This window comes from Nocardia sp. NPDC050718 (assembly GCF_040654235.1).
Classification (GTDB): Bacteria; Actinomycetota; Actinomycetes; order Mycobacteriales; family Mycobacteriaceae; genus Nocardia.
In genome coordinates, this window is the sequence record NZ_JBFAHQ010000005.1 from 535,501 (window position 1) to 555,524 (window position 20,024).

At 71.5% G+C, this 20,024-nt stretch carries 22 protein-coding genes and 1 pseudogene; 16 read left to right on the plus strand and 7 right to left on the minus strand.

Annotated features, from left to right (window positions below; translation table 11 throughout):
- Nucleotides 1–28 precede the first annotated feature (28 nt).
- On the plus strand, nt 29–901 hold the full coding sequence (locus AB0H54_RS25290; protein WP_357348369.1) for an alpha/beta hydrolase: 873 nt from the start codon (nt 29–31) through the stop codon (nt 899–901).
- 14 nt (nt 902–915) lie between these two features.
- Nucleotides 916–1,671, plus strand: a complete 756-nt coding sequence (locus tag AB0H54_RS25295; RefSeq protein ID WP_357348371.1) for a MerR family transcriptional regulator — start codon at nt 916–918, stop codon at nt 1,669–1,671.
- 85 nt (nt 1,672–1,756) lie between these two features.
- Here the strand turns inward: AB0H54_RS25295 and AB0H54_RS25300 are convergent, their stop codons facing one another.
- Entirely contained in the window at nt 1,757–2,272 is a 516-nt protein-coding gene (locus AB0H54_RS25300; RefSeq protein ID WP_357348373.1) for a universal stress protein, read from the minus strand.
- 150 nt (nt 2,273–2,422) lie between these two features.
- On the opposite strand from AB0H54_RS25300, the gene AB0H54_RS25305 reads away from it, so the two are divergent.
- A complete protein-coding gene (locus AB0H54_RS25305; protein ID WP_357348375.1) occupies nt 2,423–3,310 on the plus strand; it encodes a helix-turn-helix transcriptional regulator in 888 nt (295 codons plus the stop codon).
- Between the two features lie 67 nt (nt 3,311–3,377).
- Here AB0H54_RS25305 and AB0H54_RS25310 read toward each other — a convergent pair whose 3' ends face one another.
- Nucleotides 3,378–4,295 (minus strand): alpha/beta hydrolase, encoded by a 918-nt coding sequence (locus tag AB0H54_RS25310; RefSeq protein WP_357348376.1) that lies wholly within the window; start codon nt 4,293–4,295, stop codon nt 3,378–3,380.
- Between the two features lie 166 nt (nt 4,296–4,461).
- Here AB0H54_RS25310 and AB0H54_RS25315 point away from each other — a divergent pair, with 166 nt between their 5' ends.
- From AB0H54_RS25315 to AB0H54_RS25325, 3 genes are all read left to right on the plus strand, one after another.
- Complete coding sequence (locus AB0H54_RS25315; RefSeq protein ID WP_357348378.1) at nt 4,462–5,031, plus strand: TetR/AcrR family transcriptional regulator; 570 nt, start codon at nt 4,462–4,464, stop codon at nt 5,029–5,031.
- A gap of 73 nt (nt 5,032–5,104) precedes the next feature.
- A complete protein-coding gene (locus AB0H54_RS25320; protein WP_357348380.1) occupies nt 5,105–6,127 on the plus strand; it encodes a medium chain dehydrogenase/reductase family protein in 1,023 nt (340 codons plus the stop codon).
- Nucleotides 6,128–6,158: 31 nt separating this feature from the next.
- Complete coding sequence (locus tag AB0H54_RS25325) at nt 6,159–6,755, plus strand: ABC transporter permease (protein ID WP_357348382.1); 597 nt, start codon at nt 6,159–6,161, stop codon at nt 6,753–6,755.
- A gap of 50 nt (nt 6,756–6,805) precedes the next feature.
- On the opposite strand, the gene AB0H54_RS25330 is transcribed toward AB0H54_RS25325, so the two are convergent.
- Complete coding sequence (locus AB0H54_RS25330) at nt 6,806–7,606, minus strand: alpha/beta hydrolase (RefSeq protein ID WP_357348383.1); 801 nt, start codon at nt 7,604–7,606, stop codon at nt 6,806–6,808.
- A 146-nt stretch (nt 7,607–7,752) separates the two neighbouring features.
- On the opposite strand from AB0H54_RS25330, the gene AB0H54_RS25335 reads away from it, so the two are divergent.
- Together AB0H54_RS25335 and AB0H54_RS25340 are read left to right on the plus strand one after the other, a co-directional pair.
- Nucleotides 7,753–7,950, plus strand: a complete 198-nt coding sequence (locus AB0H54_RS25335; protein ID WP_355276684.1) for a three-helix bundle dimerization domain-containing protein — start codon at nt 7,753–7,755, stop codon at nt 7,948–7,950.
- Nucleotides 7,951–8,030: 80 nt separating this feature from the next.
- Nucleotides 8,031–9,020 (plus strand): hypothetical protein, encoded by a 990-nt coding sequence (locus tag AB0H54_RS25340; RefSeq protein WP_357348385.1) that lies wholly within the window; start codon nt 8,031–8,033, stop codon nt 9,018–9,020.
- A 4-nt stretch (nt 9,021–9,024) separates the two neighbouring features.
- Here the strand turns inward: AB0H54_RS25340 and sulP are convergent, their stop codons facing one another.
- The gene (gene sulP, locus AB0H54_RS25345) at nt 9,025–10,707 is read right to left on the minus strand and encodes a sulfate permease (protein ID WP_357348387.1); all 1,683 of its coding nucleotides are present in this window, start codon (nt 10,705–10,707) and stop codon (nt 9,025–9,027) included.
- A 209-nt stretch (nt 10,708–10,916) separates the two neighbouring features.
- Here sulP and AB0H54_RS25350 point away from each other — a divergent pair, with 209 nt between their 5' ends.
- The 3 genes from AB0H54_RS25350 (at nt 10,917) to AB0H54_RS25360 (ending at nt 14,285) form a co-directional block, all read left to right on the plus strand.
- A complete protein-coding gene (locus AB0H54_RS25350) occupies nt 10,917–11,561 on the plus strand; it encodes a response regulator transcription factor (protein ID WP_355276678.1) in 645 nt (214 codons plus the stop codon).
- Nucleotides 11,562–11,600: 39 nt separating this feature from the next.
- Nucleotides 11,601–13,340 (plus strand): GAF domain-containing protein, encoded by a 1,740-nt coding sequence (locus tag AB0H54_RS25355; protein ID WP_357348390.1) that lies wholly within the window; start codon nt 11,601–11,603, stop codon nt 13,338–13,340.
- An 87-nt stretch (nt 13,341–13,427) separates the two neighbouring features.
- Nucleotides 13,428–14,285 (plus strand): universal stress protein, encoded by an 858-nt coding sequence (locus AB0H54_RS25360; protein WP_357348392.1) that lies wholly within the window; start codon nt 13,428–13,430, stop codon nt 14,283–14,285.
- 6 nt (nt 14,286–14,291) lie between these two features.
- On the opposite strand, the gene AB0H54_RS25365 is transcribed toward AB0H54_RS25360, so the two are convergent.
- A complete protein-coding gene (locus AB0H54_RS25365; RefSeq protein ID WP_357348394.1) occupies nt 14,292–14,999 on the minus strand; it encodes a hypothetical protein in 708 nt (235 codons plus the stop codon).
- A gap of 309 nt (nt 15,000–15,308) precedes the next feature.
- Here AB0H54_RS25365 and AB0H54_RS25370 point away from each other — a divergent pair.
- Nucleotides 15,309–15,728, plus strand: a pseudogene (locus AB0H54_RS25370) (MgtC/SapB family protein); the annotation flags it as partial.
- A 76-nt stretch (nt 15,729–15,804) separates the two neighbouring features.
- Nucleotides 15,805–16,386 carry a TerD family protein gene (locus tag AB0H54_RS25375; RefSeq protein WP_355276671.1) on the plus strand — a complete coding sequence of 194 codons (582 nt, stop codon included), beginning with the start codon at nt 15,805–15,807 and terminating at the stop codon, nt 16,384–16,386.
- On the opposite strand, the gene AB0H54_RS25380 is transcribed toward AB0H54_RS25375, so the two are convergent.
- Entirely contained in the window at nt 16,387–17,241 is an 855-nt protein-coding gene (locus AB0H54_RS25380; RefSeq protein ID WP_357348396.1) for an AraC family transcriptional regulator, read from the minus strand. It abuts the gene before it with no gap.
- 144 nt (nt 17,242–17,385) lie between these two features.
- On the opposite strand from AB0H54_RS25380, the gene AB0H54_RS25385 reads away from it, so the two are divergent.
- The 3 genes from AB0H54_RS25385 to AB0H54_RS25395 all read left to right on the plus strand — a co-directional run bounded on the left by AB0H54_RS25385 (nt 17,386) and on the right by AB0H54_RS25395 (nt 18,919).
- Nucleotides 17,386–17,922, plus strand: a complete 537-nt coding sequence (locus tag AB0H54_RS25385) for a carboxymuconolactone decarboxylase family protein (RefSeq protein ID WP_357348398.1) — start codon at nt 17,386–17,388, stop codon at nt 17,920–17,922.
- Between the two features lie 120 nt (nt 17,923–18,042).
- Nucleotides 18,043–18,378 carry a hypothetical protein gene (locus AB0H54_RS25390; protein ID WP_355276665.1) on the plus strand — a complete coding sequence of 112 codons (336 nt, stop codon included), beginning with the start codon at nt 18,043–18,045 and terminating at the stop codon, nt 18,376–18,378.
- Between the two features lie 28 nt (nt 18,379–18,406).
- Nucleotides 18,407–18,919 (plus strand): DUF1990 domain-containing protein, encoded by a 513-nt coding sequence (locus AB0H54_RS25395; protein WP_355276663.1) that lies wholly within the window; start codon nt 18,407–18,409, stop codon nt 18,917–18,919.
- 7 nt (nt 18,920–18,926) lie between these two features.
- Here the strand turns inward: AB0H54_RS25395 and AB0H54_RS25400 are convergent, their stop codons facing one another.
- Complete coding sequence (locus tag AB0H54_RS25400; protein WP_357348400.1) at nt 18,927–19,964, minus strand: beta-ketoacyl-ACP synthase 3; 1,038 nt, start codon at nt 19,962–19,964, stop codon at nt 18,927–18,929.
- Nucleotides 19,965–20,024 lie beyond the last annotated feature (60 nt).

A 20,024-nucleotide genomic window follows, 5' to 3' on the forward strand; every position in this document is an offset into this window, starting at 1 on the left:
CCCTGCGTCAGGGTCGCAGAGTGGTCGCATGACGAACATCAGCGACCACGCCCCGCCGATCGGCGGGTTCCAGGAGATCGACGGCCGACGCCTCTTCGTGTTCCGGTCCGGTACCGGTGGGCCCGCGGTCGTCTTCCTGCCGGGCGCGAGCGCCGTCGGCCTGGACTATTTCGGTGTCCAGCAGCAGGTTTCGCAGTTCACCACCGCCGTCGTGTACGACCGTGGCGGCACCGGGTACAGCGACGCGCTGCCGCTACCGCGCACCGCGGCCGCGGTCGCCACCGAGCTGCGGGAACTGTTGCGGGCCTGCGACATTCCCGGCCCCTATGTGCTGGCGGCCCACTCCCTCGGCGGGTTCTACGCGCATCGGTTCGCGCAGTTGTACCCGGGCGAGGTCGCGGGCCTGGTCTGGCTCGACGCCCTGCACCGCGACTGGGACGACCACGTGCCGCGCGAGGCGCGGCTGGCCGCGACCGAGCGGCTCGGGCCCGACCTCGCCCAGCTCGCCGAGCTGCGGCCCGCCATGCGCGCCATGCGAGCCGAGCTGCTCACCGGCTATCCGGCCGCGATCAGGGACGCGCTGCTCGACGCCAAGGGCAGCGACACCTGGCTGCGCACCGGGATGGCCGAACGCCGCGTCCTCGTACCGCTCGCCACCGAATTGCTCGGCGGGCCGGGGATTCCGGACGTGCCGGTGGTCGCGCTGACCGTGGTCTCCGACGACCCGGCCCAGCGCGACCTCGCCGCCGCCAAGACGCGGATGGACGCGGCCCTGGTCGGCGCCGTCTCGCACGGCGAGCAGCGCGTGCTCACCGATACCTTCCACCACCGGCTCTGTTTCGACCGGCCGGATGCCGTGGTCCGGGCGATCCGGGACGTCGTCGACCGGGCCCGCCCCTAGACTCGGCGGCGACGATGTTCGACGACCCGAGGGGACCGGTGCTCACGATCGGCCAGCTCGCGGCGACGGCCGGGGTGACCGTGCGCGCCGTGCGCCACTACCACCACGTCGGCCTGCTGCCCGAGCCGGAGCGCGACGCCTCGGGCTATCGCCGCTACGGCGCGCAGGCGGCGGTGGACCTCATCCGGATCCGCACCCTCGCCGACGCCGGGGTGCCGCTGTCGCGCATCGACGCCCTGCTGCACGCCGAGCCCGCCGAGTTCGCCGCCGCCGTCACCGCCATCGACGACGAGCTCCAACGCAGGATCGACCAGCTCACCGACTACCGCCGCCGGATTGCCGCGCTCGACAGCGGCGAGCGCCTGGTGCTGCCCGCCGAGGTGGTCGCCCTGCTGGACCGGATGCGCGCGCTCGGCATCGGCGAGCGCCGGATCCGGCTCGAACGCGACGCCTGGATCCTGTTGCAGGCCATCGACCCGCGCGCCCTCCCCCACCGCGTGCGCGAGAAGAACGCCGACTTCGACGACCCGGCGACGACCCGGATGGTGCTGGCCTGCGACCGATCCGTCGACTGGGACCCGCGCGACCCACGCCTCGACCAGCTCATCGACGAGCTGGACGCCTGGGAGATCGCGCACGAGAGCGACACCGGCCGCCCGGCGAACCGCCTCGTCACCGCGCATATCGCCGAGGCGTCCCCAGCCTGGCAGCGCGTCGTCGAAACGCTCGCCCACCGGGCAGAGCAGCGCCGGACTTCGCGCGACGGCTGAACCGGGCACGGTCGGGGCCGTGATCGGCGACGACATGCGCGCGGGCGACAGTGGACGGACGGCACAAGCGGTGCGGCGGTAGCCGTCAGTCGCCGGGGCCTGCCGGGACCAGTAGCACCGGGCGGTGCGCGTGGTGGACGAGGTGGGCGGAGACCGACGCGCCGAGCAGGCGTTCGACGAGCGACTGGAGTCCGTGCCGGGGTGCGCCGATCACGATCATCGACGCGTCGTACGTCTCGGCGAGGGCGTCCAGGAGGTGCGCCGGGTGGCCGCGGCGCGCGTAGTAGGTCCAGTTGCCCGGTAGTTCGGCGAGCCGGGCGCACGCGGCGGCGCGTTCCCGCTCGACCGTTTCGGTGACGGCCCGCTCCCAGTCGGCCGCGTCGGGGTCGTCGGGCAGATCGTCGGCGTCGATGACGTGGACGACGTGCAGGTGAGCGTCGAGCCGGGTGGCCAGCCCGATCGCGACACCGAGGGCCACGTCACTGGCCCGGTGCCGGTCGTAGCCCACCACCAGGTGCGTGGCCGCCGCCGTCGGACCGGCGGGACCGTCCACCCGCAGCACCTCGCTCCGGTCACCCGGTGGTTCGGAACCGTCGGTCATCGGTCCTCCTGAGAAGTCCGGCCGGGCCCACCGAGGCGGTCACCCGCTCCCCACCATCATGCGCTCCGCGGCCCGGCGGCCGGTATCCGCGCCGGACGGGGGTACCGCCAGACCCTCCATCCCGCACGACAACCGCCTTAACCTGGAGGGATGGAGTTCGCCGAGGACATCAAGGAGTTCCTGACGACCCGCCGCGCCAAGATCGTGCCGGGGCAGGTCGGGCTGCCGACCAGCGGGCGACGCCGGGTCGCCGGGTTGCGCAGGGAGGAGGTCGCGCTGCTGGCGGGGGTGAGCGCGGAGTACTACATCCGGATCGAGCGCGGGCGCGTGGACGGGGTCTCCGACGACGTGCTGCACGCGATCGCGAGTGCGCTGCGGCTCGACGAGGCCGAGACCGAGCACCTGTTCGATCTCGCCCGCGCCGCCACCATCCGGCCGGGGCGCAGGCGCGGCCAGGCGCCGAAACGCGAACAGGTACCCGAGGGGATTCTGGCCCTGATGGATTCGATGACCGCGCCGGCGGTCGTGCAGAACGGCTGCCTCGATCTGCTCGGCGCCAACACACTCGGCCGCGTCCTGTACGGGCCGGTGTACGAACGGCAGACCGGCACACCGAATCTCGCGCGGTTCCTGTTCCTGGACCCGCGCGCGGGCGAGGTCTTCCCGGAGTGGGAGCGCGCCATCGACGAGGTGGTCGCGCTGCTGCGGGTGGAGACGACGCGGGCGCCGCAGTCGACCGCGCTGACCGGGCTGATCGGCGAACTGGCCACCCGCAGTGCCGAATTCCGCACCCGCTGGGCCGCCCATGACGTGCGGGTTCATCGCCGGGGCAGCAAGACGTTCCGGCATCCCGTCGTCGGCACGCTTCCACTGCGCTACGAGGCGCTCGAGATCGGCGGCACGGCGGGCCTGACCCTGATGGGTTTCACCGCGGTACCCGGCTCCACCGCCGACGAGGCGCTGCGGCTGCTGTCGAGCTGGGCGGCCACCGAGCAGACGGCCGCGACCACGCCGGTGTCTCCGGCGATCGACGAGTAAGCCCTTCGACGACGCGAAAACAGCGCAGCGGCGGAGAATTCCGCCGCTGCGCTGTTCCGGTGTGCGCTCAGTTCCGCGCGGCCAGGTTCTCCTGGAAGAACGGCGTCGCCTCGGTGACGGCCCGCTCGACGTACTTCGGCACGTCGTAGAAGTCCATGTGCGCGGCACCGTCGACGACCACCAGGCGCTTGGGGCTGCGCACCCGCGAGTACAGCCCCGCCGAGGCCCACATCGAGCCTGCCTCGCTGCCCGCGATGATCAGGATCGGCTGCGTGAGCAGGTCCTCCACCAGGTGGAACGCGTCGAAGCCGAAGATCTTCGAGATGCTCTTGGTGAACAGCTTCTTGTTCTGCGCGTTGGGGTGCTGCGCGCGCGGGGTCAGGTAGTAGTCGCTCGCCTCGACCAGGTCGCGCGGCGTGTTCTCGTCCGGCTGGGCGGGCACGTAGGGGATGTAGGCGGGTTCGGCGCCCTGCGCCTCGGCGGTGCGCTGCCCGGCGACGGCGTCCAGGGTCGGCACCGCGGCGGAATCGGGGTCGGTGCCCAGCCAGCCACGGCGGTAGGACGAGCCGATGTCGATGCCGCTGACGGTGGCCAGCGCCTTGATCCGGTGGTCGGTCTTGGTCGCGGCGACGGAGTAGCCGCCACCGGCGCAGATACCGAACACGCCGACGCGCTCGGCGTCGATGTAGCCCAGCGACTGCAGGTAGTCGACCGCGGCGCGGACGTCCTCGACGCGGGCGCCCGGGTCCTCCAGGAAGTGCGGTTCGCCGCCGCTCTCGCCCTGGTGCGACGCGTCGTAGGCCAGCGCGACGAAGCCCTGCTCGGCGAACTTGCTCGCGTAGAGCCCCGCGGTCTGTTCCTTCACGCCGCCACCCGGATGCACCGTGATGATCGCGGCGTAGCTGCCGGCCGGGTCGAAATCGGCGGGCAGGTGCAGGTTGCCCGCGATGTCGATCGGCCCACTGGGGAACTTGACGGATTCCATGAAAACTCCCTGCTCGAGACGGTGCTCGACCGATCGGTGCGAGCCTCGATCTCTACTCTGCTGCGCCGTGGGCGGGCGCGGGAGAGCCGGTTTATAGGGGGTACCGGCTGTTCCCCTCACCCGTACGGATTGACGCTCCAGAAAGAGTGAGTGTACAGTCACTCACATGAGCAAGAGCGGAGCCACCCTCTCCAAGTCGGACGTGCGGCGCGATGCCGTGGTCGACGCCGCGATCGTCGAGTTCGCCAGAACCGGCTATCACGGCACGCCGATCAGCACGGTGGCGGCGACGGCTCAGATCTCGCCGGCGTACGTGTTCAAGCTGTTCCCCGGCAAGGTCGCCCTGTTCGTCGCGGCGCTCGAGCGGTGCTTCGACCGGATCGTGGCGGCCATGTCGAGCGGTGCGGCCAGGTCCACCGGCGAGAGTCCCGAACAGATCCTCTACGACATGGGCGGCGCCTACGCCGAGCTCATCGGCGACAAGAGCCTGCTCATGCTGCAGGTGCACGCCCAATCCGTCGCGGACGTGCCGGAGATCGGCGCGGCCCTGCGCGACGGACTGGCCAGGGTGACCGAGCTGGCCAAACAGCGCTCGGGCGCCGCGGACGAATTCGTCCAGCGCTTCATCGCCTTCGGCCAGCTCTGCCACCTGATCACCACCCTCGGCCTCGACGGCGACAACAGCGCCTGGGCGCAGATCGTCACCGCGGGCATCCGCCACCCGAAACCCCACTGACCGGCAATGCCCCGCCCGGGGCATTTTTTCGGACCATCGAGTGATTGACCAGTCACACACTAGGAGTATCGCCATGTCCACCACCGCCACCGAAATCGTCCTGCCCGGCCGCGTCGAACCAGCGGGCCTGCTGATCACCCGGCGCGAACTGCCCGCGCCCGCCGCCGGCCAGGCGCTCGTCCGCGTCGAGGCCAGCGGCGTCTCCTTCGCCGAGCAGCAGATGCGGCGCGGCAAGTACTACGACCAGCCGCCGTTCCCGTTCGTGCCGGGCTACGACCTGGTCGGGACCGTCACCGCGGTCGGGGCCGACGTCGACCCGGCCCTGGTCGGCACGCGGGTCGCCGCGCTCACCAAGATCGGCGGCTGGGCCAGCCACGCCGTGCTCGACGCGGCCGACCTGGTGCCGGTACCGGCCGCGCTCGACGCCGCCGAGGCCGAGACCTTCGTCGTCAACGGGATCACCGCCTGGCAGATGCTCTTCCGGACCGCGAAGGTCCGCGCGGGACAGACGATCCTGGTGCTCGGCGCCAACGGCGGCGTCGGCTCGACCCTCGTGCAACTGGCCCGCGCCAACGGAATCCACGTCATCGGGACCGCCTCGGCCCGCCATGCCGAGGCGGTGCGCGCCCTCGGCGCGACCTGGGTGGACTACCGCGGCGAGGTCGCGCGGCAGGTGCGGGCGCTCGCCCCCGGCGGGGTGGACGCCGTCTTCGACCATGTCGGCGGACCCGGGATCGCCGACTCGTTCGCGCTGCTCGCGCCGCACGGCACGCTGGTCTCCTACGGCACCGCGGCCACCAAGGACGACGAGGGCGATTCCCGGCTGCCGGTGCTGAAGCTGTTCGCCCGGCTGGTGCTGTGGAACGCGCTGCCCAACAAGCGCAACGCGCACTTCTTCAATCTCTGGGCGGGCAAGCGGAACCGCGCGGGCTTCCGCGCCCGCATCGCCGCGGACCTGGGACAGGTCTTCGCGCTCGCCGTCCGTGGCGACCTGCGCGCCCAGGTCGCCGCCCGCATCCCGCTCACCGAGGCCGCCCGTGCCATGGAACTCGCCGAGTCCAGCACGGTCGTCGGCAAAGTCGTCGTCGTCGCCTGATCCGTTCCACCCCGCACCCAGGAGATCTGTGATGTCCCAGCCTGTTTCGTCCACCGAAGCCCGACCGTCCACCCTGCGCGTTCTGCTCGACAACCGGCCGTCCTACCTGAGTTTCGGGCTGGCCTGGCTGCTCGGCCACGGCGCCTACGCCCTGTCCCACGGCGCCGATCCGCTGCTGCGCCTGCCCGCGGCCGTGCCGACCGCGCTGCTGATCGCGGGGCTGCTGATCGCGATGGTGATCACCAGCGTCGTGACGATGCGGGCGCAGCGGGGTGCCACCGGCGCCGACGCGGTCGTCGGCAATCTGCTCGCGGTGTCCTGGCTGGTCGGATTCGGCGCGCTGTTCCTCGTGATCACCGCGCTGAGTTCGGCACTGGCCCAAGATGATCTGAAGATGCTGCTCTGGCCGACCGGATCGGGCCTGATCGTCGGCCTGCTCTATCTCGCGGGCGGCGCCGCCTACCGTGACGTCCTGCAATACGCGCTCGGCGCCTGGCTGGCCCTGACCTCGACGGCCGCCCTGTTCCTCGACGGCGCGAGCCCGTACTGGGTGCTGGCCCTCGCGGGCGGCGGCAGCTATCTGGTCGCCGCGGCCGTCGAACCCCGGCGACGAGCCATGGCCGCCTGACGTTTTCGCCCGATCGCCCGCCCGGACCCGCCGGGCGGGCAATCGGTGGTTCAGCCCGCGGCGGCCTGCTCGACGACCTCGGCGACGACCTGCGGCTGCGCGACCAGGGACGCGTGCGACGCGGGGATCTCGCTGGTCCTCGCCCCGATCCGGCCCGCCATGAAGCGCTGGGACGCGGGCGGGATGACCCGGTCCTCGCCCGAGACCAAGTACCAGCTCGGCAGGTTCCGCCAGGCGGCGGGCCCGGACAGCTCGAGATTGGCGGCGACGGCGATCGAGCGCTGGTGGGCGATCATGTCGGCGGCGGTCGCGTCGTCGACGTCCTGGGCGAACACCCGGTGGAACGACGCGGGATCGACATAGCCGTCGAGACTCTTGCCCGCGAGGCCCTGCGGGTCGTCGACCAGCGCGAGTTGCAGGACCGGGGGCAGCAGCTGGCTGCCGGGGAAGCGGATCGGGTCGAGCAGGAGCTGGGTCGGCTCGCCCTGCGTCGGGGCGAAGGCCGCGATGTAGACCAGGGCGGTCACGTCGGGATCGTCGACATTGGTGATCACCGCGCCGCCGTAGGAGTGGCCGACCATCACGATCGGCCCGTCGATACCGGCGATGGCGCGTTCGACGGCCGCCGCGTCGTTGGCCGGGCCGCGCAGCGGGTTGTCCGGCACGACCACGCGATAGCCGTCGGCGCGCAGGGCGGCGGCGACACCGTCCCAGCTGGTGGTGTCGGCGAACGCGCCGTGCACCAGCACCACGGTCGGGTGCTCGGCGGCCAGGGCGGGCGCGGCGGTGAGCACGCAGGCGCTCAGCCCGGCGGCCAGCGCGAGGGCCGTGCTCGGTCGGATTCTGCTCATGATCGGTCTACCTCTCCCGGCGATCTCGGATTCAGATGACATGCGGCACGGATCTCTCCTGTCCACCATCACCGCTCCGGCAACATCTGGCAAACGATCCGCGTAATCCGATTGACCCCCGATCGACCCGAGCTGACCATGGACTCATGGCCACCGATGAAGCTCAACAGATCGACGAAGTCGTCGTCCGCCTCACGCAGCGATATCCCAGCATCGCCCCCGAGTTCATCTCCGACACCGTCCACACGGCCTACGACCGGTTCGCCGACGTGCACGTCCGCGACTTCGTCCCGCTCCTGGTCGAGCGCCGCGCCAGCCGCAGCCTGTCGACCCCGCCCACCTGAGCCGATGAGTGACTTCGGTCCCCCGCGAAAGTGCGCAAAGCCCGTTTCGGCCGTCCGGATCCCGGACCAGGCTGGATGACATGACCGAGCAAACGGTTCCCCCGATCCCCGACCACCCCACGGTGCGCGCGGCGATCCGGCTCGGGTGCCGGGCGCCGTCGGTGCACAACACCCAGCCGTGGCGCTGGGTCTTCGACGGAACCGCGCTGGAGCTGTGGCGCGACCCCACCCGCGTGCTCACCGAGGCCGACCCGACCGGACGGCAGGCCGTGATCAGCTGCGGCGCCGCGCTGCACCATGTGCGGACCGCGTTCGCCGCCGCCCACTGGCACACCGAGGTCACCCGGCTGCCCGATCCCGACCGCCCGGATCTGCTGGCCCGCATCGAGTTCGCGCCGTGGCCCGATCCGCCGATCGGCGAGCTGCGCCGCGCGGAGGCGATCGACCGCCGCTACACCGACCGGCTGCCGATGGCGGCCCCGATCGGCCTGTCCTCGGTGATGTCCACCGTCGGTGGACTCGTCGCGCCGCACGATCTCGACGTGGATGTGCTGCCGGAGGACGCGCGTCCCCGGTTGACCACCGCGTCCGAGCAGGCCGACGCCCTGCGCACCTACGACATGCAATACCAGGCCGAACTGCGCTGGTGGGCGGGACATTCCGAGAAATCCGACGGCGTCCCGCCGACCGCGCTCGCCTCGGAATCCGAGCGGGCCAGGGTGGGCGTCGCGCGCGCGTTCCCGGCGCCGGGTCGCTCGGCGCGACGCGGCGAGCTCGACGACGATCACGCGCGCCTCGCCGTGCTGTCCACCGGCGCGGAAGCGACGCTGGACTGGCTGCGGGCGGGCGAGGCGCTCTCGGCGGTGCTGCTCGAGTGCACCGCGTCGGGCCTGTCGACCTGCGCGCTGACCCACATCACCGAACTCCCCGCGAACCGGCGCCTGCTGGCCGGCCTGGCCGGGCGGCCGGGTGCCCCGCAGGTCGTCGTCCGGATCGGCATCGCGCCCGGCGACGAACAGCATCCGCCCACCCCGCGGCGGCCGCTGACCGAGGTGCTCACCGAGAAGTGAACGGTCAGGCGTCGGCCCGGAAGGCCTCGATCGCGGTGGGCAGGGTGGGAAACAGCAGGTCGGGACCGATGCGCTCGGTGAGACCGGACGCGTCCAGATCGTCGCGCAGATCCTGTTTGACCCGCGCCATCGCGAAAACCACCCCGCGAGAGGTCAATTCGTCGCGGACCTGATCCACGGCGTCGAGCGCGGTGAGGTCGACCTCGACATTGGCTTCGGCGTTGAGCACGAACCAGCGCACCGGTTCACCGCTGCGCTCGGCCCACCAGTCGACCGCGGCCAGCGCGCGCTTGCGGAAGTCCTCGGCGTTGGCGAAGCACAGTGGCGCGTCGTAGCGGTACACCACCAGACCGGCCAGGGGTGCAGCCTCGGGGTAGTCGTCCACGTCGTGCATGCCGTCGAGGCCGGGGACGAAGCCGAGGACGGCGTCGTGGCCGCGGGCGATCCGGCGCAGCAGGTCGAACACCGACAGCGCGATCGCGACGAGCACGCCGTAGAGGACGCCGAGCACCAGCACCGCGGCGACGGTGCCGAGCGCCAGGAACAGCTCGCTGCGCCGGAACCGGGCGATCCGGCGGAACTCGCGCACGTCGATCAGCCGCAGCGCCGCGTAGACGACCAGCGCGCCCAGCGCCGCCGAGGGGAATTGGGCCAGCAGCCCGGTGGCGCCGAACAGCACGACCAGCACCGACACGAGGGTGACCAGGGCGTAGAGCTGAGTGCGCGCGCCCATCAGGTCGGCGATGGTGGTGCGGCTGCCGCTACAGCTCACCGGGAACCCGTGGGTGAACGCGGTGGCCACATTCGTCGCGCCGAGACCCGCCAGTTCTGCGTTGGCCTGCACCCGCTCGCCGTGCCGGGCGGCGAAGGCCCGCGCGGTCAGCGCGTTGTCGGAGAAGCCGACGACGGCGATGCCGACCGCGGGCAGCAGCAGGGCCGCCACATCGTCGAACGCGATGGCGGGCAGCCCCGGCACCGGCAGACCGGCGGGCACCTCCCCGACGACATCGATGCCGAAGCGCTGCAACGAGAACACCCCGACGGCCAGCGCCGCGGCCAGCACCGCGATGAGCGGGCCCGGCGCGCGTGGCGCCCACCGCGCCATGATCAGCAGGGCCGCCAGCACGGTACCGGCCAGGAGCGCGGTGGCCGGATGCCACTGCGCGAGGTTGGACACGAACGATCGCACCTGGTCCAGGACGGACTCCCCCTCGACCGGCACGCCGGTGACGGACTCCAGCTGACCGGCGATCATCAACCCGGCGGTGCCGGCCAGATACCCGACGAGGACCGGCCGGGACAGCAAATCGGCCAGTACGCCGAGCCGCGCCAGCGCCGCGACCAGGCACAGCACCCCGACCAGCAGCGCCAGCAGCGCGGCCAGCGCCGCGTAGCGGGACGGGTCGCCCGCGGCCAGCGGCGCCAGCGCGACCGCCGTCATCAGCGCGGTGGTCGACTCGGGGCCGACCGAGAGCTGTCGCGAGGTCGCCAGCAGCGCGTACACCGCCAGCGGCCCGATCGTGGCCCACAGCCCGACCACCGGCGGCAGCCCGGCGACCGTCGCGTACGCCATCACCTGGGGGATCAGATAGGCGGCGACGGTCACGCCCGCGACCACGTCCGAACGCAGCCACGCGCGCCGATAGTTCCGGAACTGCCGCAAACCGGGCAGTGCGCGCTCCAACACAGTGCGAACATTGTGCGCCGTCGCGGCCGCGCGCGGCGCCGACGTCACCGGATCGGGACGCGAGTCCCACTCCCGGAGGACCTTCGGCCCTGCCCCCGGCCACCCGCCGGGGGCAGGCTCGAAGCATGATCGGCTACCTGCGGTGTCCCCGGCCGGCGAGGACGGCGGACAATGGAACGCGACGGTCGGTCTTCGAGAGAGGGTCAGCGATGATCACGGTGTTCCTGGTCGACGATCACGAGATCGTCCGGCGCGGCGTTGGTGACCTGATCGCGCTCGAATCCGATCTCGGGGTGGTCGGTGAGGCGGGTACCTGCGCGGAGGCGCTGGCCCGCATTCCCGCGCTGCGACCCGACGTCGTCGTGCTCGACGTGCGCCTGCCCGACGGCAACGGCATCGAGCTGTGCCGCGAACTGCTCTCGGCCGACCCGGCGCCGCGCTGCCTGATCCTCACCTCGTTCACCGACGAACAGGCCATGCTCGACGCGATCCTGGCCGGCGCCAGCGGCTACGTGGTCAAGGACATCCGCAGCCTGGAGCTGATCAACGCCGTGCGCGAGGTCGGCCACGGCAAATCGCTGCTGGACAACCGGGCCGCCGCCGCTCTGATGGCCAAGCTGCGCTCGGAGGCGGCGGAGAAGTCCGGACCGCTGGCGACGCTCACCGAACAGGAGCGCACGTTGCTGTCGCTGCTCGGGGAGGGCCTGACCAATCGGCAGATCGCCGCGCGCATGTTCCTGGCCGAAAAGACGGTCAAGAACTACGTCTCCCGGCTGCTGACCAAACTCGGCGTCGAGCGTCGCACCCAGGCCGCCGTCATGGCCGCCGACCTGGACCGACCGCCACGCGCATGACGTCGGCCACGGCGCCCCCGCCGTGGAAGAATGCCCGGCATGGACGACGAATCGGCGGCCGCGGGCCGGCCCCCGGTGACCGAGACCCTGTCCCAATTGCGTCTGCGTGAACTGCTGACCGAGGTACAGGACCGGATCACCCAGATCGTCGACGTGCGCGACCGGATGGACCGGTTGATGGAGGCGATGCTCGTCGTCACGGCGGGCCTCGACCTGGACAACACCCTGCGTACCATCGTGCACACCGCGATCGAACTCGTCGACGCCCGCTACGGCGCGCTCGGCGTGCGTGAGACCGACAAGACCAGCAACCAGCTCGCCGAGTTCGTCTACGAGGGCATCGACGACCGCACCCGCGTGCTGATCGGCGACCTACCGCGCGGGCACGGCGTGCTCGGGCTGCTCATCGCCGAGCCGAAACCGATTCGGCTGACCAACCTTTCGGACCACCCGTCCTCGGTGGGCTTCCCCGACCGGCATCCGCCGATGCGCACGTTCCTCGGCGTTCCGGTGCAGGTGCGCGGCGAGGTGTTCGGCAACCTCTATCTCACCGAGAAGGCCGACGGACTCGAGTTCACCGAGGACGACGAGGTGGTGGTGCAGGCGCTGGCCGCCGCCGCGGGCATCGCGATCGAGAACGCCCGCCTCTACGAGCAGTCGCGGATCCGGCAGCAGTGGCTGGAGGCGATCCGGGACGTGGCCACCGAACTGCTGGCGGGCAGCCCGTCCGAGGACGTGCTCGAGCTGATCGCCGAACGTGGCCGCTCCCTGACGAATTCGGCGTGTACCTTCCTGGCCCTGCCCGAGGACCCCGATGTCCCGTCCGAGGAGATCACCGAGCTGAGGGTGGTCGCGGCGGCCGGCGCCGACGCCGGTGTCCTGGTCGGCAGGGCCATTCCGCTGACCGCGAGTTCGCCGGTGGCGGCGGCGTTCCGGTCGGGCCTGCCGGTCACCTCCGATGCCCCCGCCCACGATCCGGTCTTCGACTCGATCGCCGACTTCGGGCCGGCGCTCACCCTGCCGCTGCGGGCGAACGGCCTGGTCACCGGGGTCCTGACCACGGTGCTCCCGGCCGGGACCACCCCGCCCAGCGACGAGGACCAGGCGCTGATGACCACCTACGCCGACCAGGCGGCGGTGGCGCTGCAACTGGCCGCGACCCAGCGCCGGATGCGCGATCTGGACGTCTACGCCGACCGCGACCGGATCGCCCGCGGGCTGCACGATCACGTCATCCAGCGGCTGTTCGCGGTCGGCCTGTCGCTGCAGGGCACGATGCAGCGGGTCCGGACGCCGGAGGTGCGGACCCGCCTGGACGAGACCATCGACGACATCCAGGCGATCGTGCAGGACATCCGGTATTCGATCTTCGACCTGCAGTCCAACACCACCACCGACTCCTCGCAGTACCGGAAACGGTTGCACCACATCATCACCGAGATGACCGCCGAGACCGGGCTGCGCACCACGGTCCGGCTGGCCGGGCCGGTCACCGTGCTCGAGCCGCCGCTGTCCGATCACGTCGAGGCGGTGCTGCGCGAGGCGGTGAGCAATGTCGTGCGGCACGCGAAGGCGAACTCGGTGGCGGTGGAACTCGTGGTGCGCGACGAGGTGACGATCGAGGTCGCCGACGACGGCATCGGCATCGCGCCCGAGGTGACCCGGCGCAGCGGACTGGCCAATCTGGCCGCCAGGGCCGCGGCGGCGGGCGGCGTCTTCACCGCCACCGCGCGGCCCGAGGGCGGCACGCTGCTGCGCTGGTCGGCCCCGCTGGACTGAGGGACCAAAGTCCCTGCGGCCCAGGTCCTGCGGCCCTGTCCCGGCCCGGCGTCCGGGGCGCAGGGTGGACTCGAGAGAGAGGCCGTCATGTCCCTTCCCGAGTACCCGGGCCGCCCGGTCGTCGCCGGTGTCGACGGTTCGGCGCAGTCGCTGATCGCGGTGCGCTGGGCCGCCGAGTACGCCGTTCACCATGGAGCACCACTCGAACTCGTCTACGCCGTCGAGATCCCGATCGACTACGGGCCGGGACTCAGCGGTCCGCTCTTCGACGGTGCGGCGCTGCACGCGCACGGCGAATCCGTGGTCGCGGAGGCGGCGGCGCTGGTCGCCACCGACCGGCTCACCGTCGGCACGGGCGTCGAAGTCGGGGACGCGCGCGCGGTGCTGCGGGACCGCAGCGAACGGGCCAGGTTGGTGGTCGTCGGTTGCCGGGGACTCGGTGCTTTGCGGCGCACGCTGCTCGGCTCGGTCAGCACCGCGATCGCCCGGCACGCCGCGTGCCAGGTCGCGGTGGTGCCGGAGGCACCGGCCACCGCTGGTGCGGTGGTCGTGGGTGTCGACGGTTCCGGGGTCAGCGCGGACGCGATCGCGGTCGCCTTCGACGAGGCGAGCAGGCGCGGGGTCCGGGTGATCGCGGTGCACGCCTGGTCGGAGTTCTTCCGCTACGAATCGCGGGCGACGATGCGGGCCGAGGCCGAGGCGGAGCTCTCGGCGAGCCTGGCGGGCTATCGCGAGAAGTATCCCGAGGTGTCGGTCGAGCGCATCGCCGTGGAGGACCGTCCCGCCCGAGCGATCCTCACCGCCGCCGCGGGCGCGCAGCTGATCGTGGTCGGCAGCCACGGCCGCGGCGGTTTCGCCGACGCCGCGCTCGGCTCGGTCGCCCAGGCCGTCCTCCACGGCACCACCTGCCCGCTGATCATCACCCGCCCGGAATCCCCGCGCTGATCGGGGTCACCGCGAGCCGGTGTGCGGCGGCGGCCGGTGCTCGTCCTGCGCCACCGCGCTGCCGAGGTCGGCGAGGAATGCCTTCCAGGTGTACAGCTCGACGCCGGCCCGGCGCGCCGCGTCGTGCGCGTCGGGGCCGAATCCCGTCGCCGCGGGGTTGCTCGACGCGATGGCGTCGATGGCGAGGGCGCGGTGTTCGGCCACCAGGCTGAGCACCTCCCCCGCGGTCAGCTCGTATTCCTTCGTGATCACGACCCGTCTGGTCCCGGCCGCGACGGCGCCGAGCACCACCTCGTAGGCCCGTTTCGCGATCCGCCCGAACCCCTCCACCCCCGCGTGCCGGGCCAAGCCGTTCTCGATGAAGATGCGCTCACTCGTGCGCGCGCTCGCCACGTCCGCGTGCCGCAGCGCGAACAGCAGGTCACCGAGCGAGCCGAGGCCGATGCCAAGCACGTCGGCACGGTGATAGGTCTGATGGGCGATCGGGCTCGACCGGGTGCCCACCACGAAGTCGACCTCCGGGATCTGCGCGCAGACCGCGTCCAGATCCGCGGCGGTGAACTCGACCGCCGACCGCTCCAGGCACACCACGATCGCGGGCCCGCACGTCGGCGTCCGCTCGACGATCAGGACCTGCTCACCCTCGGGCCGTGTCCGGTAGGTGGCGCCCCTCGACTCTTCCACCTTCTCGGCGATCCACTCGCGGGTGTCCATTCGCTTCCCTCCCGGCCATGGCTCCCCTGCGCCCACCCCTCGATTGTATGGCGCGAAACATGTTGGTAATCAAAAGAACTCGATCGTTACCGATATTCGGGTTGCGGAATCCGGTAACCGGGGGTTTACTGGGCCCCGATCGGCACCCGGCACCGCCGGGTGCGCGGGTACACGCCGTGAAGTGGGCGAAAGGAGGTGGTTGTCGTGTCCGACGGAAGTCATCGAACTGTGCTGTCCCTCGTTCACCCGGCGATCGCCTCCGCGACTGTGAGGTAGCGACGCCACCACCCGCCGAAAGGTGTGGTCGTCATGTCGACTCTGGAAATGCTGCTTCGTCTCGGCGCGGGCATCGGTCTCGGTGCGCTGATCGGGATCGAGCGGCAATATCGCGCCCGGATGGCCGGGCTGCGGACCAACGCGCTCGTCGCCGCGGGATCCGCCCTCTTCGTCCTGCTGTCCGCCAACGGTTTCCACGGCGCCGACGCCGACCCGACGCGGGTGGCGGCGCAGATCGTCTCCGGCATCGGGTTTCTCGGCGCCGGGGTGATCCTGCGCGACGGTGTCAATATCCGCGGGCTGAACACCGCGGCCACGCTGTGGTGCGCGGCGGCGGTCGGCGCGCTCGCCGGCGCGGGCATGTACGCCACCGCGGCGGCGGGCACGGTCGCCGTCGTCGTCACCAATGTCGCGCTGCGGGCGGCGGGGCGCGCGGTGGATCGGCAGCCGGAGCCCGAAACGGCGGGTGACCGTTCCGGGTGAATTCTGTTGCCCTGCACCCCGCTCCGCGAGTCCGTAGCCTGGAATCGTGATTACGCTGAAGAAGGAAGACGGCGCGGCCGACCTCGCCGGCATCACCAAGATGAGCGTGGGGGTGAGCTGGGACCCGTCGGCCGGATCCAGCGGCGGCCTGCTCGGCATCGCCCGGCGCAAGCGTGGCGTCGACCTGGATCTGATCGCCATTCTGTTGCAGGGCGGCGAACCCGTCCGGTTCGCCGGGCTGGATTCGCTGAATCCGCTGGGCAACGGCGCGGTGGTGCACACCGGTGACGAGCAGACCGGCGCCGCCGCGGGCGACGACGAGACCGTGCACGTCACCTTCGCCGAGGTGCCGCCCGGCATCGACGCGATCGTGTTCGTCGCCGCCGCCTTCAAGAAGGGTTCCTCGTTCGAGAAGGCGAACAACGTCTCGTTCAAGATCTACGACGCCACCGGCGCCGACAGCCAGCCGGTCGCCGACATCTGGCCCTCGCTGCTCGGCCAGGAGAACGCCAACGCGATCGCCAGGGCGTTCCGCAACGGCCCGGTCTGGCAGCTGGAAGTGCTCGACCGCAAGGGCAAGATCAAGCAGGGCGACCGCCAGGCCCTGCTGCGCTTCGCGATCCAGTAGTCAGTCGCCGAGCTCGGCCAGCCAGGCCGTCGGCGACCGGCCGATCCGCTGGGTGAAGACCCGCGACAGGGCCGAGCTGTTGGCGTAACCGAGCTCGGCGGCAACGGCTTTCACCGAGTGCCCGGCCTGCAGCCGCAGCTGGGCGAGCGCGAGTCGCCACGCGGTCAGATAGTCCAGCGGGGTCTGGCCGAGGACGGCCCGGAACCGGGCCGCGAAGGCGCTGCGCGACATCGCCGCGTGCCGGGCCATGCTCGCGAGCGTCCAGTCGTCGCCCGGCGCCTCGTGCAGGGCGAGCAGCGTCGGGGCGAGCTGCGGGTCGGCGATGCCGGTGAGCAGGCCAGGCGGCATCGCGACGTCGCCGGGGTGATCGAGCAGCCAGCGCAGCAGTTGCAGGAGCACCACTTCGAAGAGGCGATCCGCGAGCACCCGGTGCCCGCACCGATGCCGGTCGATCTCACCGAACAGCAGTTCCAGCGCCTGATCGAGCCCCTCGACCCGCGCGAGGGGGACGACGATCACCGGCGGCAGCGCCCTGGCGAGCGGATGCTCGGCGCCGCCATCGAAGTCCACGGTGGCACAGGCGAAATCGGTGTCGCCGCAGGCGTCGGTATGGAAGACGTGCGCCAGCGGCCGCGGATAGAACACGACGCTCGGCTCGGCCACCTCCAGCCGGTGGGTCGCGCCGAGCGGATCGCGGTGTTCGACGGTCAACCGCCCGGCGCGGATCAGATGCAGGAACCCCCGCCCCCGCTCGGCGCCGAATCGCGTGACGCCGCACAGCGGTCCGGTGTGCAGCACGTGCGCCCGCACCCGGAACTGCTCGAGCAGTGGGGACAGCCGATCGACCGAAGACATCCCCCAAAGTTAGACGATCCGGTAAGCATCACGGACTTTTGGTACCTTTTCGGCCGATTTCGACGACGAAGCTGGAGGCATGCCCAGGCATCCGCCGGAGCCGATCGGCCCCGGTGGCAACCCCCGCACCACGGAGGAATCACCATGTCGCACGTCTCGCTCATCGCCCGGACCGACACCACGGGCGGCACTCGCGAGCTGCTCGATCAGATCGACGGCGCCTTCGGCACCACCCCGGCCATGTTCCGGGCGGTGGCGAATTCGCCTGCGGCACTGCGCAGTATGTGGGGATCGTTCACCGCGCTCGGCGAGGGCACCTTCGGCCCGGCCCTCACCGAACTCATCGCGGTGGCCGTGGCCAATCGCAACAGTTGCGAATACTGCCTGGCCGCGCACACCGGGCTCGGCCGCAAGGCCGGACTGTCCGCCGACGCGCTGGCCGCGGCACAGGTCGGCGATGCCGACGATCCCAGGACAGCCGCCTTGCTCGGGCTCGCGCTGGAGCTGGTCGAGCAGCGCGGACACGTCGACGACGAGCACGTCGAGCGGGCGCGCGCCCAGGGCTGGACCGACGCCGAGCTGGTCGAACTCGTCGCGCACGTGGCGCTGAACCTGTTCACCAACTACGTAAACGTGGCGCTGCGCGTGCCGGTCGACTTCCCGGTGGTCGCCCTGCGTTAGCCCGCCCGCGATCCGCCGGGCGGCCGACCCGCCCGGCGGATCGGAGTGACTTTGCGAAGTTTGGTCAAGGGCACTCGATTTCCGTGTTCCCTGAATAGTTGCTGAGTTACCGTTTCCCGCATGGACGACATCGAGTTGGATTTGCCGAGCGTCGCTTCTGCCCATAACGCCGGACGAATTCTGGAAATCGGCGCGGTCGGTCTGCGCAACCCACTGCCCGTCGACGGCGAGCGGACACACGCCTACGTGTCCTGCGTCGACGGCACCACCCTGCGCCTGCCGGATTCGCTGCAGAACTGGGCGATGCAGACCCTCGCGGCGAACTACGACCTACGCTCCACCGGCCTACCCTCGCTGTTCCCGTGCCGCTTCGAATTCGGCATCCGCGACGGCGCCGCCTACGCGATCCCGGTCACCGAGCGGCGCGCCAAGCGCACCCCGCAGCCCACCGCCTGACACTCCTCGGCGCTCTATCGTCGACGGTATGCCCGCGGCACTCACCTATCACCCGGCGGGGGCGACCCGCCCCGCCGAGGAATCCTGGACGGCGGAACTCCCCGGGTTCCGCCGGTTCGAGACCTCGGTGGTGATCGGCCACGGCGACCACGTCTGGACCGCCGCGACCGACACGATCCTGCGCTGGGGCATCAAGCGCCGCAGCGGGTTTCGCGTGGCGCCCGACACCCCGGTGGTGACCGACGCCGACTACCGGATCACCGCGGGCTTCGGCCCGATCGTCGTGCACGAGCCGGTGCGGGTGGTGGCGGTCGTCGACACCGGCGACCGGTGCGGCTTCGCCTACGGCACCCTGCCCGGCCACCCGGTCACCGGCGAGGAGGCGTTCGTGGTGCATCGGCGCCCCGACGGTGCCGTTGTCCTCACCCTGCGCTCGCTTACCAGGCCCGCGCGGGCGGGCTGCTGGCGCGCGGCGTTCCCGATCCTGCTGCTCGCCCAGCGTGTCTACCGTCGCCGGTACCTGCGCGCGCTGGTGCGCTGAGCACCGCTCAGGCGATCGGCGGCAGATGCACCACCTGACCGGCGTAGGCCAGGCCCGCGCCGAAGCCGAGCAGCAGCGCGGTGTCGCCCGGCTTCGCGCCGCCGGAGCGCAGCAGCTGTTCCATCGCCATCGGGATCGAGGCGGCGCTGGTGTTGCCGGTCTCGATGATGTCGCGCGCGACGGCCACCGACTCGGGCAGCCCGAGGGTGCGCACCAGCGCGTCGGTGATGCGGATATTGGCCTGGTGCGGGACGAACGCGTCGAGGTCGGCCGCCGCGACACCGGCCTGATCGAGCGCGGCCCGGCACGCCTTCTCCAGGAACGTCACGGCCCAGCGGAACACCTCGGTCCCGTTCATCCGGATGTACGGGCGCACCGACGTGCCGCCGTTCGCCTCCGCCTCCGCGACCTCGGCGAAGTACTCGAGGAAGTCCTTGTCCTGCTTGATCGCCGAGGTCCGGCTGCCGTCCGAACCCCACGCGACCGGGCCGATGCCCTCCTGCTCGGCCGCGCCGACGACCACCGCGCCCGCGCCGTCGGCGAAGATGAACGCGCAGCTGCGGTCGGAGGTGTCGAGCAGGTCCGACAGCCGCTCCACACCGATCACCAGGACCTTGCGGGCCTGACCGGAGCGCACCAGGTTCGCGGCGTCGCCCAGGGCGTAGCAGAAGCCGGCGCACCCGGCGGAGATGTCGTAGGCGGCGGTGTCGTCCATGCCGAGCTCGGTGGCGACGACCGCGCCCGCCGACGGGCCGAGCACCATCTGCGAGGAGGTCGCGAGCACGACGACATCGATCTCCGCGGCCGCGACGCCGGCCGCCGTCAGCGCGTCGCGGGCGGCCGCGACGCTCATCCCGACGATGGTCTCGTCGGGCTCGGCCCAGTGCCGGGCGGCGATCCCCGAGCGGGTCTTGATCCACTCGTCGGAGGAGTCGATGGCCTCGACGATCTCGGCGTTGGGCACAACCCGGCGCGGGCGATACACGCCGAGGCCGAGAATTCCCGTATGGGTGACCGGAACTGCGGTGGCGATGGGGGTGGGCATGGCATCCTCTCCATATGAACCGATCGGTTCACGCTGGAATAGGTCTAACATGGACCGATC

Excerpts from the sequence above, each read along its gene's own strand:
- AB0H54_RS25305 (WP_357348375.1), top strand. The coding sequence starts at position 2,423 with ATGGAGTTCGCCGAGGACATCAAGGAGTTCCTGACGACCCGCCGCGCC.
- AB0H54_RS25315 (WP_357348378.1), top strand. The coding sequence starts at position 4,462 with ATGAGCAAGAGCGGAGCCACCCTCTCCAAGTCGGACGTGCGGCGCGAT.
- AB0H54_RS25385 (WP_357348398.1), top strand. The coding sequence starts at position 17,386 with ATGTCGCACGTCTCGCTCATCGCCCGGACCGACACCACGGGCGGCACT.
- AB0H54_RS25360 (WP_357348392.1), top strand. The coding sequence starts at position 13,428 with ATGTCCCTTCCCGAGTACCCGGGCCGCCCGGTCGTCGCCGGTGTCGAC.
- AB0H54_RS25350 (WP_355276678.1), top strand. The coding sequence starts at position 10,917 with ATGATCACGGTGTTCCTGGTCGACGATCACGAGATCGTCCGGCGCGGC.
- AB0H54_RS25400 (WP_357348400.1), bottom strand. The coding sequence starts at position 19,964 with ATGCCCACCCCCATCGCCACCGCAGTTCCGGTCACCCATACGGGAATT.
- AB0H54_RS25340 (WP_357348385.1), top strand. The coding sequence starts at position 8,031 with ATGACCGAGCAAACGGTTCCCCCGATCCCCGACCACCCCACGGTGCGC.
- AB0H54_RS25290 (WP_357348369.1), top strand. The coding sequence starts at position 29 with ATGACGAACATCAGCGACCACGCCCCGCCGATCGGCGGGTTCCAGGAG.
- AB0H54_RS25295 (WP_357348371.1), top strand. The coding sequence starts at position 916 with ATGTTCGACGACCCGAGGGGACCGGTGCTCACGATCGGCCAGCTCGCG.
- AB0H54_RS25390 (WP_355276665.1), top strand. The coding sequence starts at position 18,043 with ATGGACGACATCGAGTTGGATTTGCCGAGCGTCGCTTCTGCCCATAAC.
- AB0H54_RS25395 (WP_355276663.1), top strand. The coding sequence starts at position 18,407 with ATGCCCGCGGCACTCACCTATCACCCGGCGGGGGCGACCCGCCCCGCC.
- AB0H54_RS25320 (WP_357348380.1), top strand. The coding sequence starts at position 5,105 with ATGTCCACCACCGCCACCGAAATCGTCCTGCCCGGCCGCGTCGAACCA.
- AB0H54_RS25355 (WP_357348390.1), top strand. The coding sequence starts at position 11,601 with ATGGACGACGAATCGGCGGCCGCGGGCCGGCCCCCGGTGACCGAGACC.
- AB0H54_RS25310 (WP_357348376.1), bottom strand. The coding sequence starts at position 4,295 with ATGGAATCCGTCAAGTTCCCCAGTGGGCCGATCGACATCGCGGGCAAC.
- AB0H54_RS25330 (WP_357348383.1), bottom strand. The coding sequence starts at position 7,606 with ATGAGCAGAATCCGACCGAGCACGGCCCTCGCGCTGGCCGCCGGGCTG.
- AB0H54_RS25380 (WP_357348396.1), bottom strand. The coding sequence starts at position 17,241 with ATGTCTTCGGTCGATCGGCTGTCCCCACTGCTCGAGCAGTTCCGGGTG.
- AB0H54_RS25325 (WP_357348382.1), top strand. The coding sequence starts at position 6,159 with ATGTCCCAGCCTGTTTCGTCCACCGAAGCCCGACCGTCCACCCTGCGC.
- AB0H54_RS25365 (WP_357348394.1), bottom strand. The coding sequence starts at position 14,999 with ATGGACACCCGCGAGTGGATCGCCGAGAAGGTGGAAGAGTCGAGGGGC.
- AB0H54_RS25300 (WP_357348373.1), bottom strand. The coding sequence starts at position 2,272 with ATGACCGACGGTTCCGAACCACCGGGTGACCGGAGCGAGGTGCTGCGG.
- AB0H54_RS25335 (WP_355276684.1), top strand. The coding sequence starts at position 7,753 with ATGGCCACCGATGAAGCTCAACAGATCGACGAAGTCGTCGTCCGCCTC.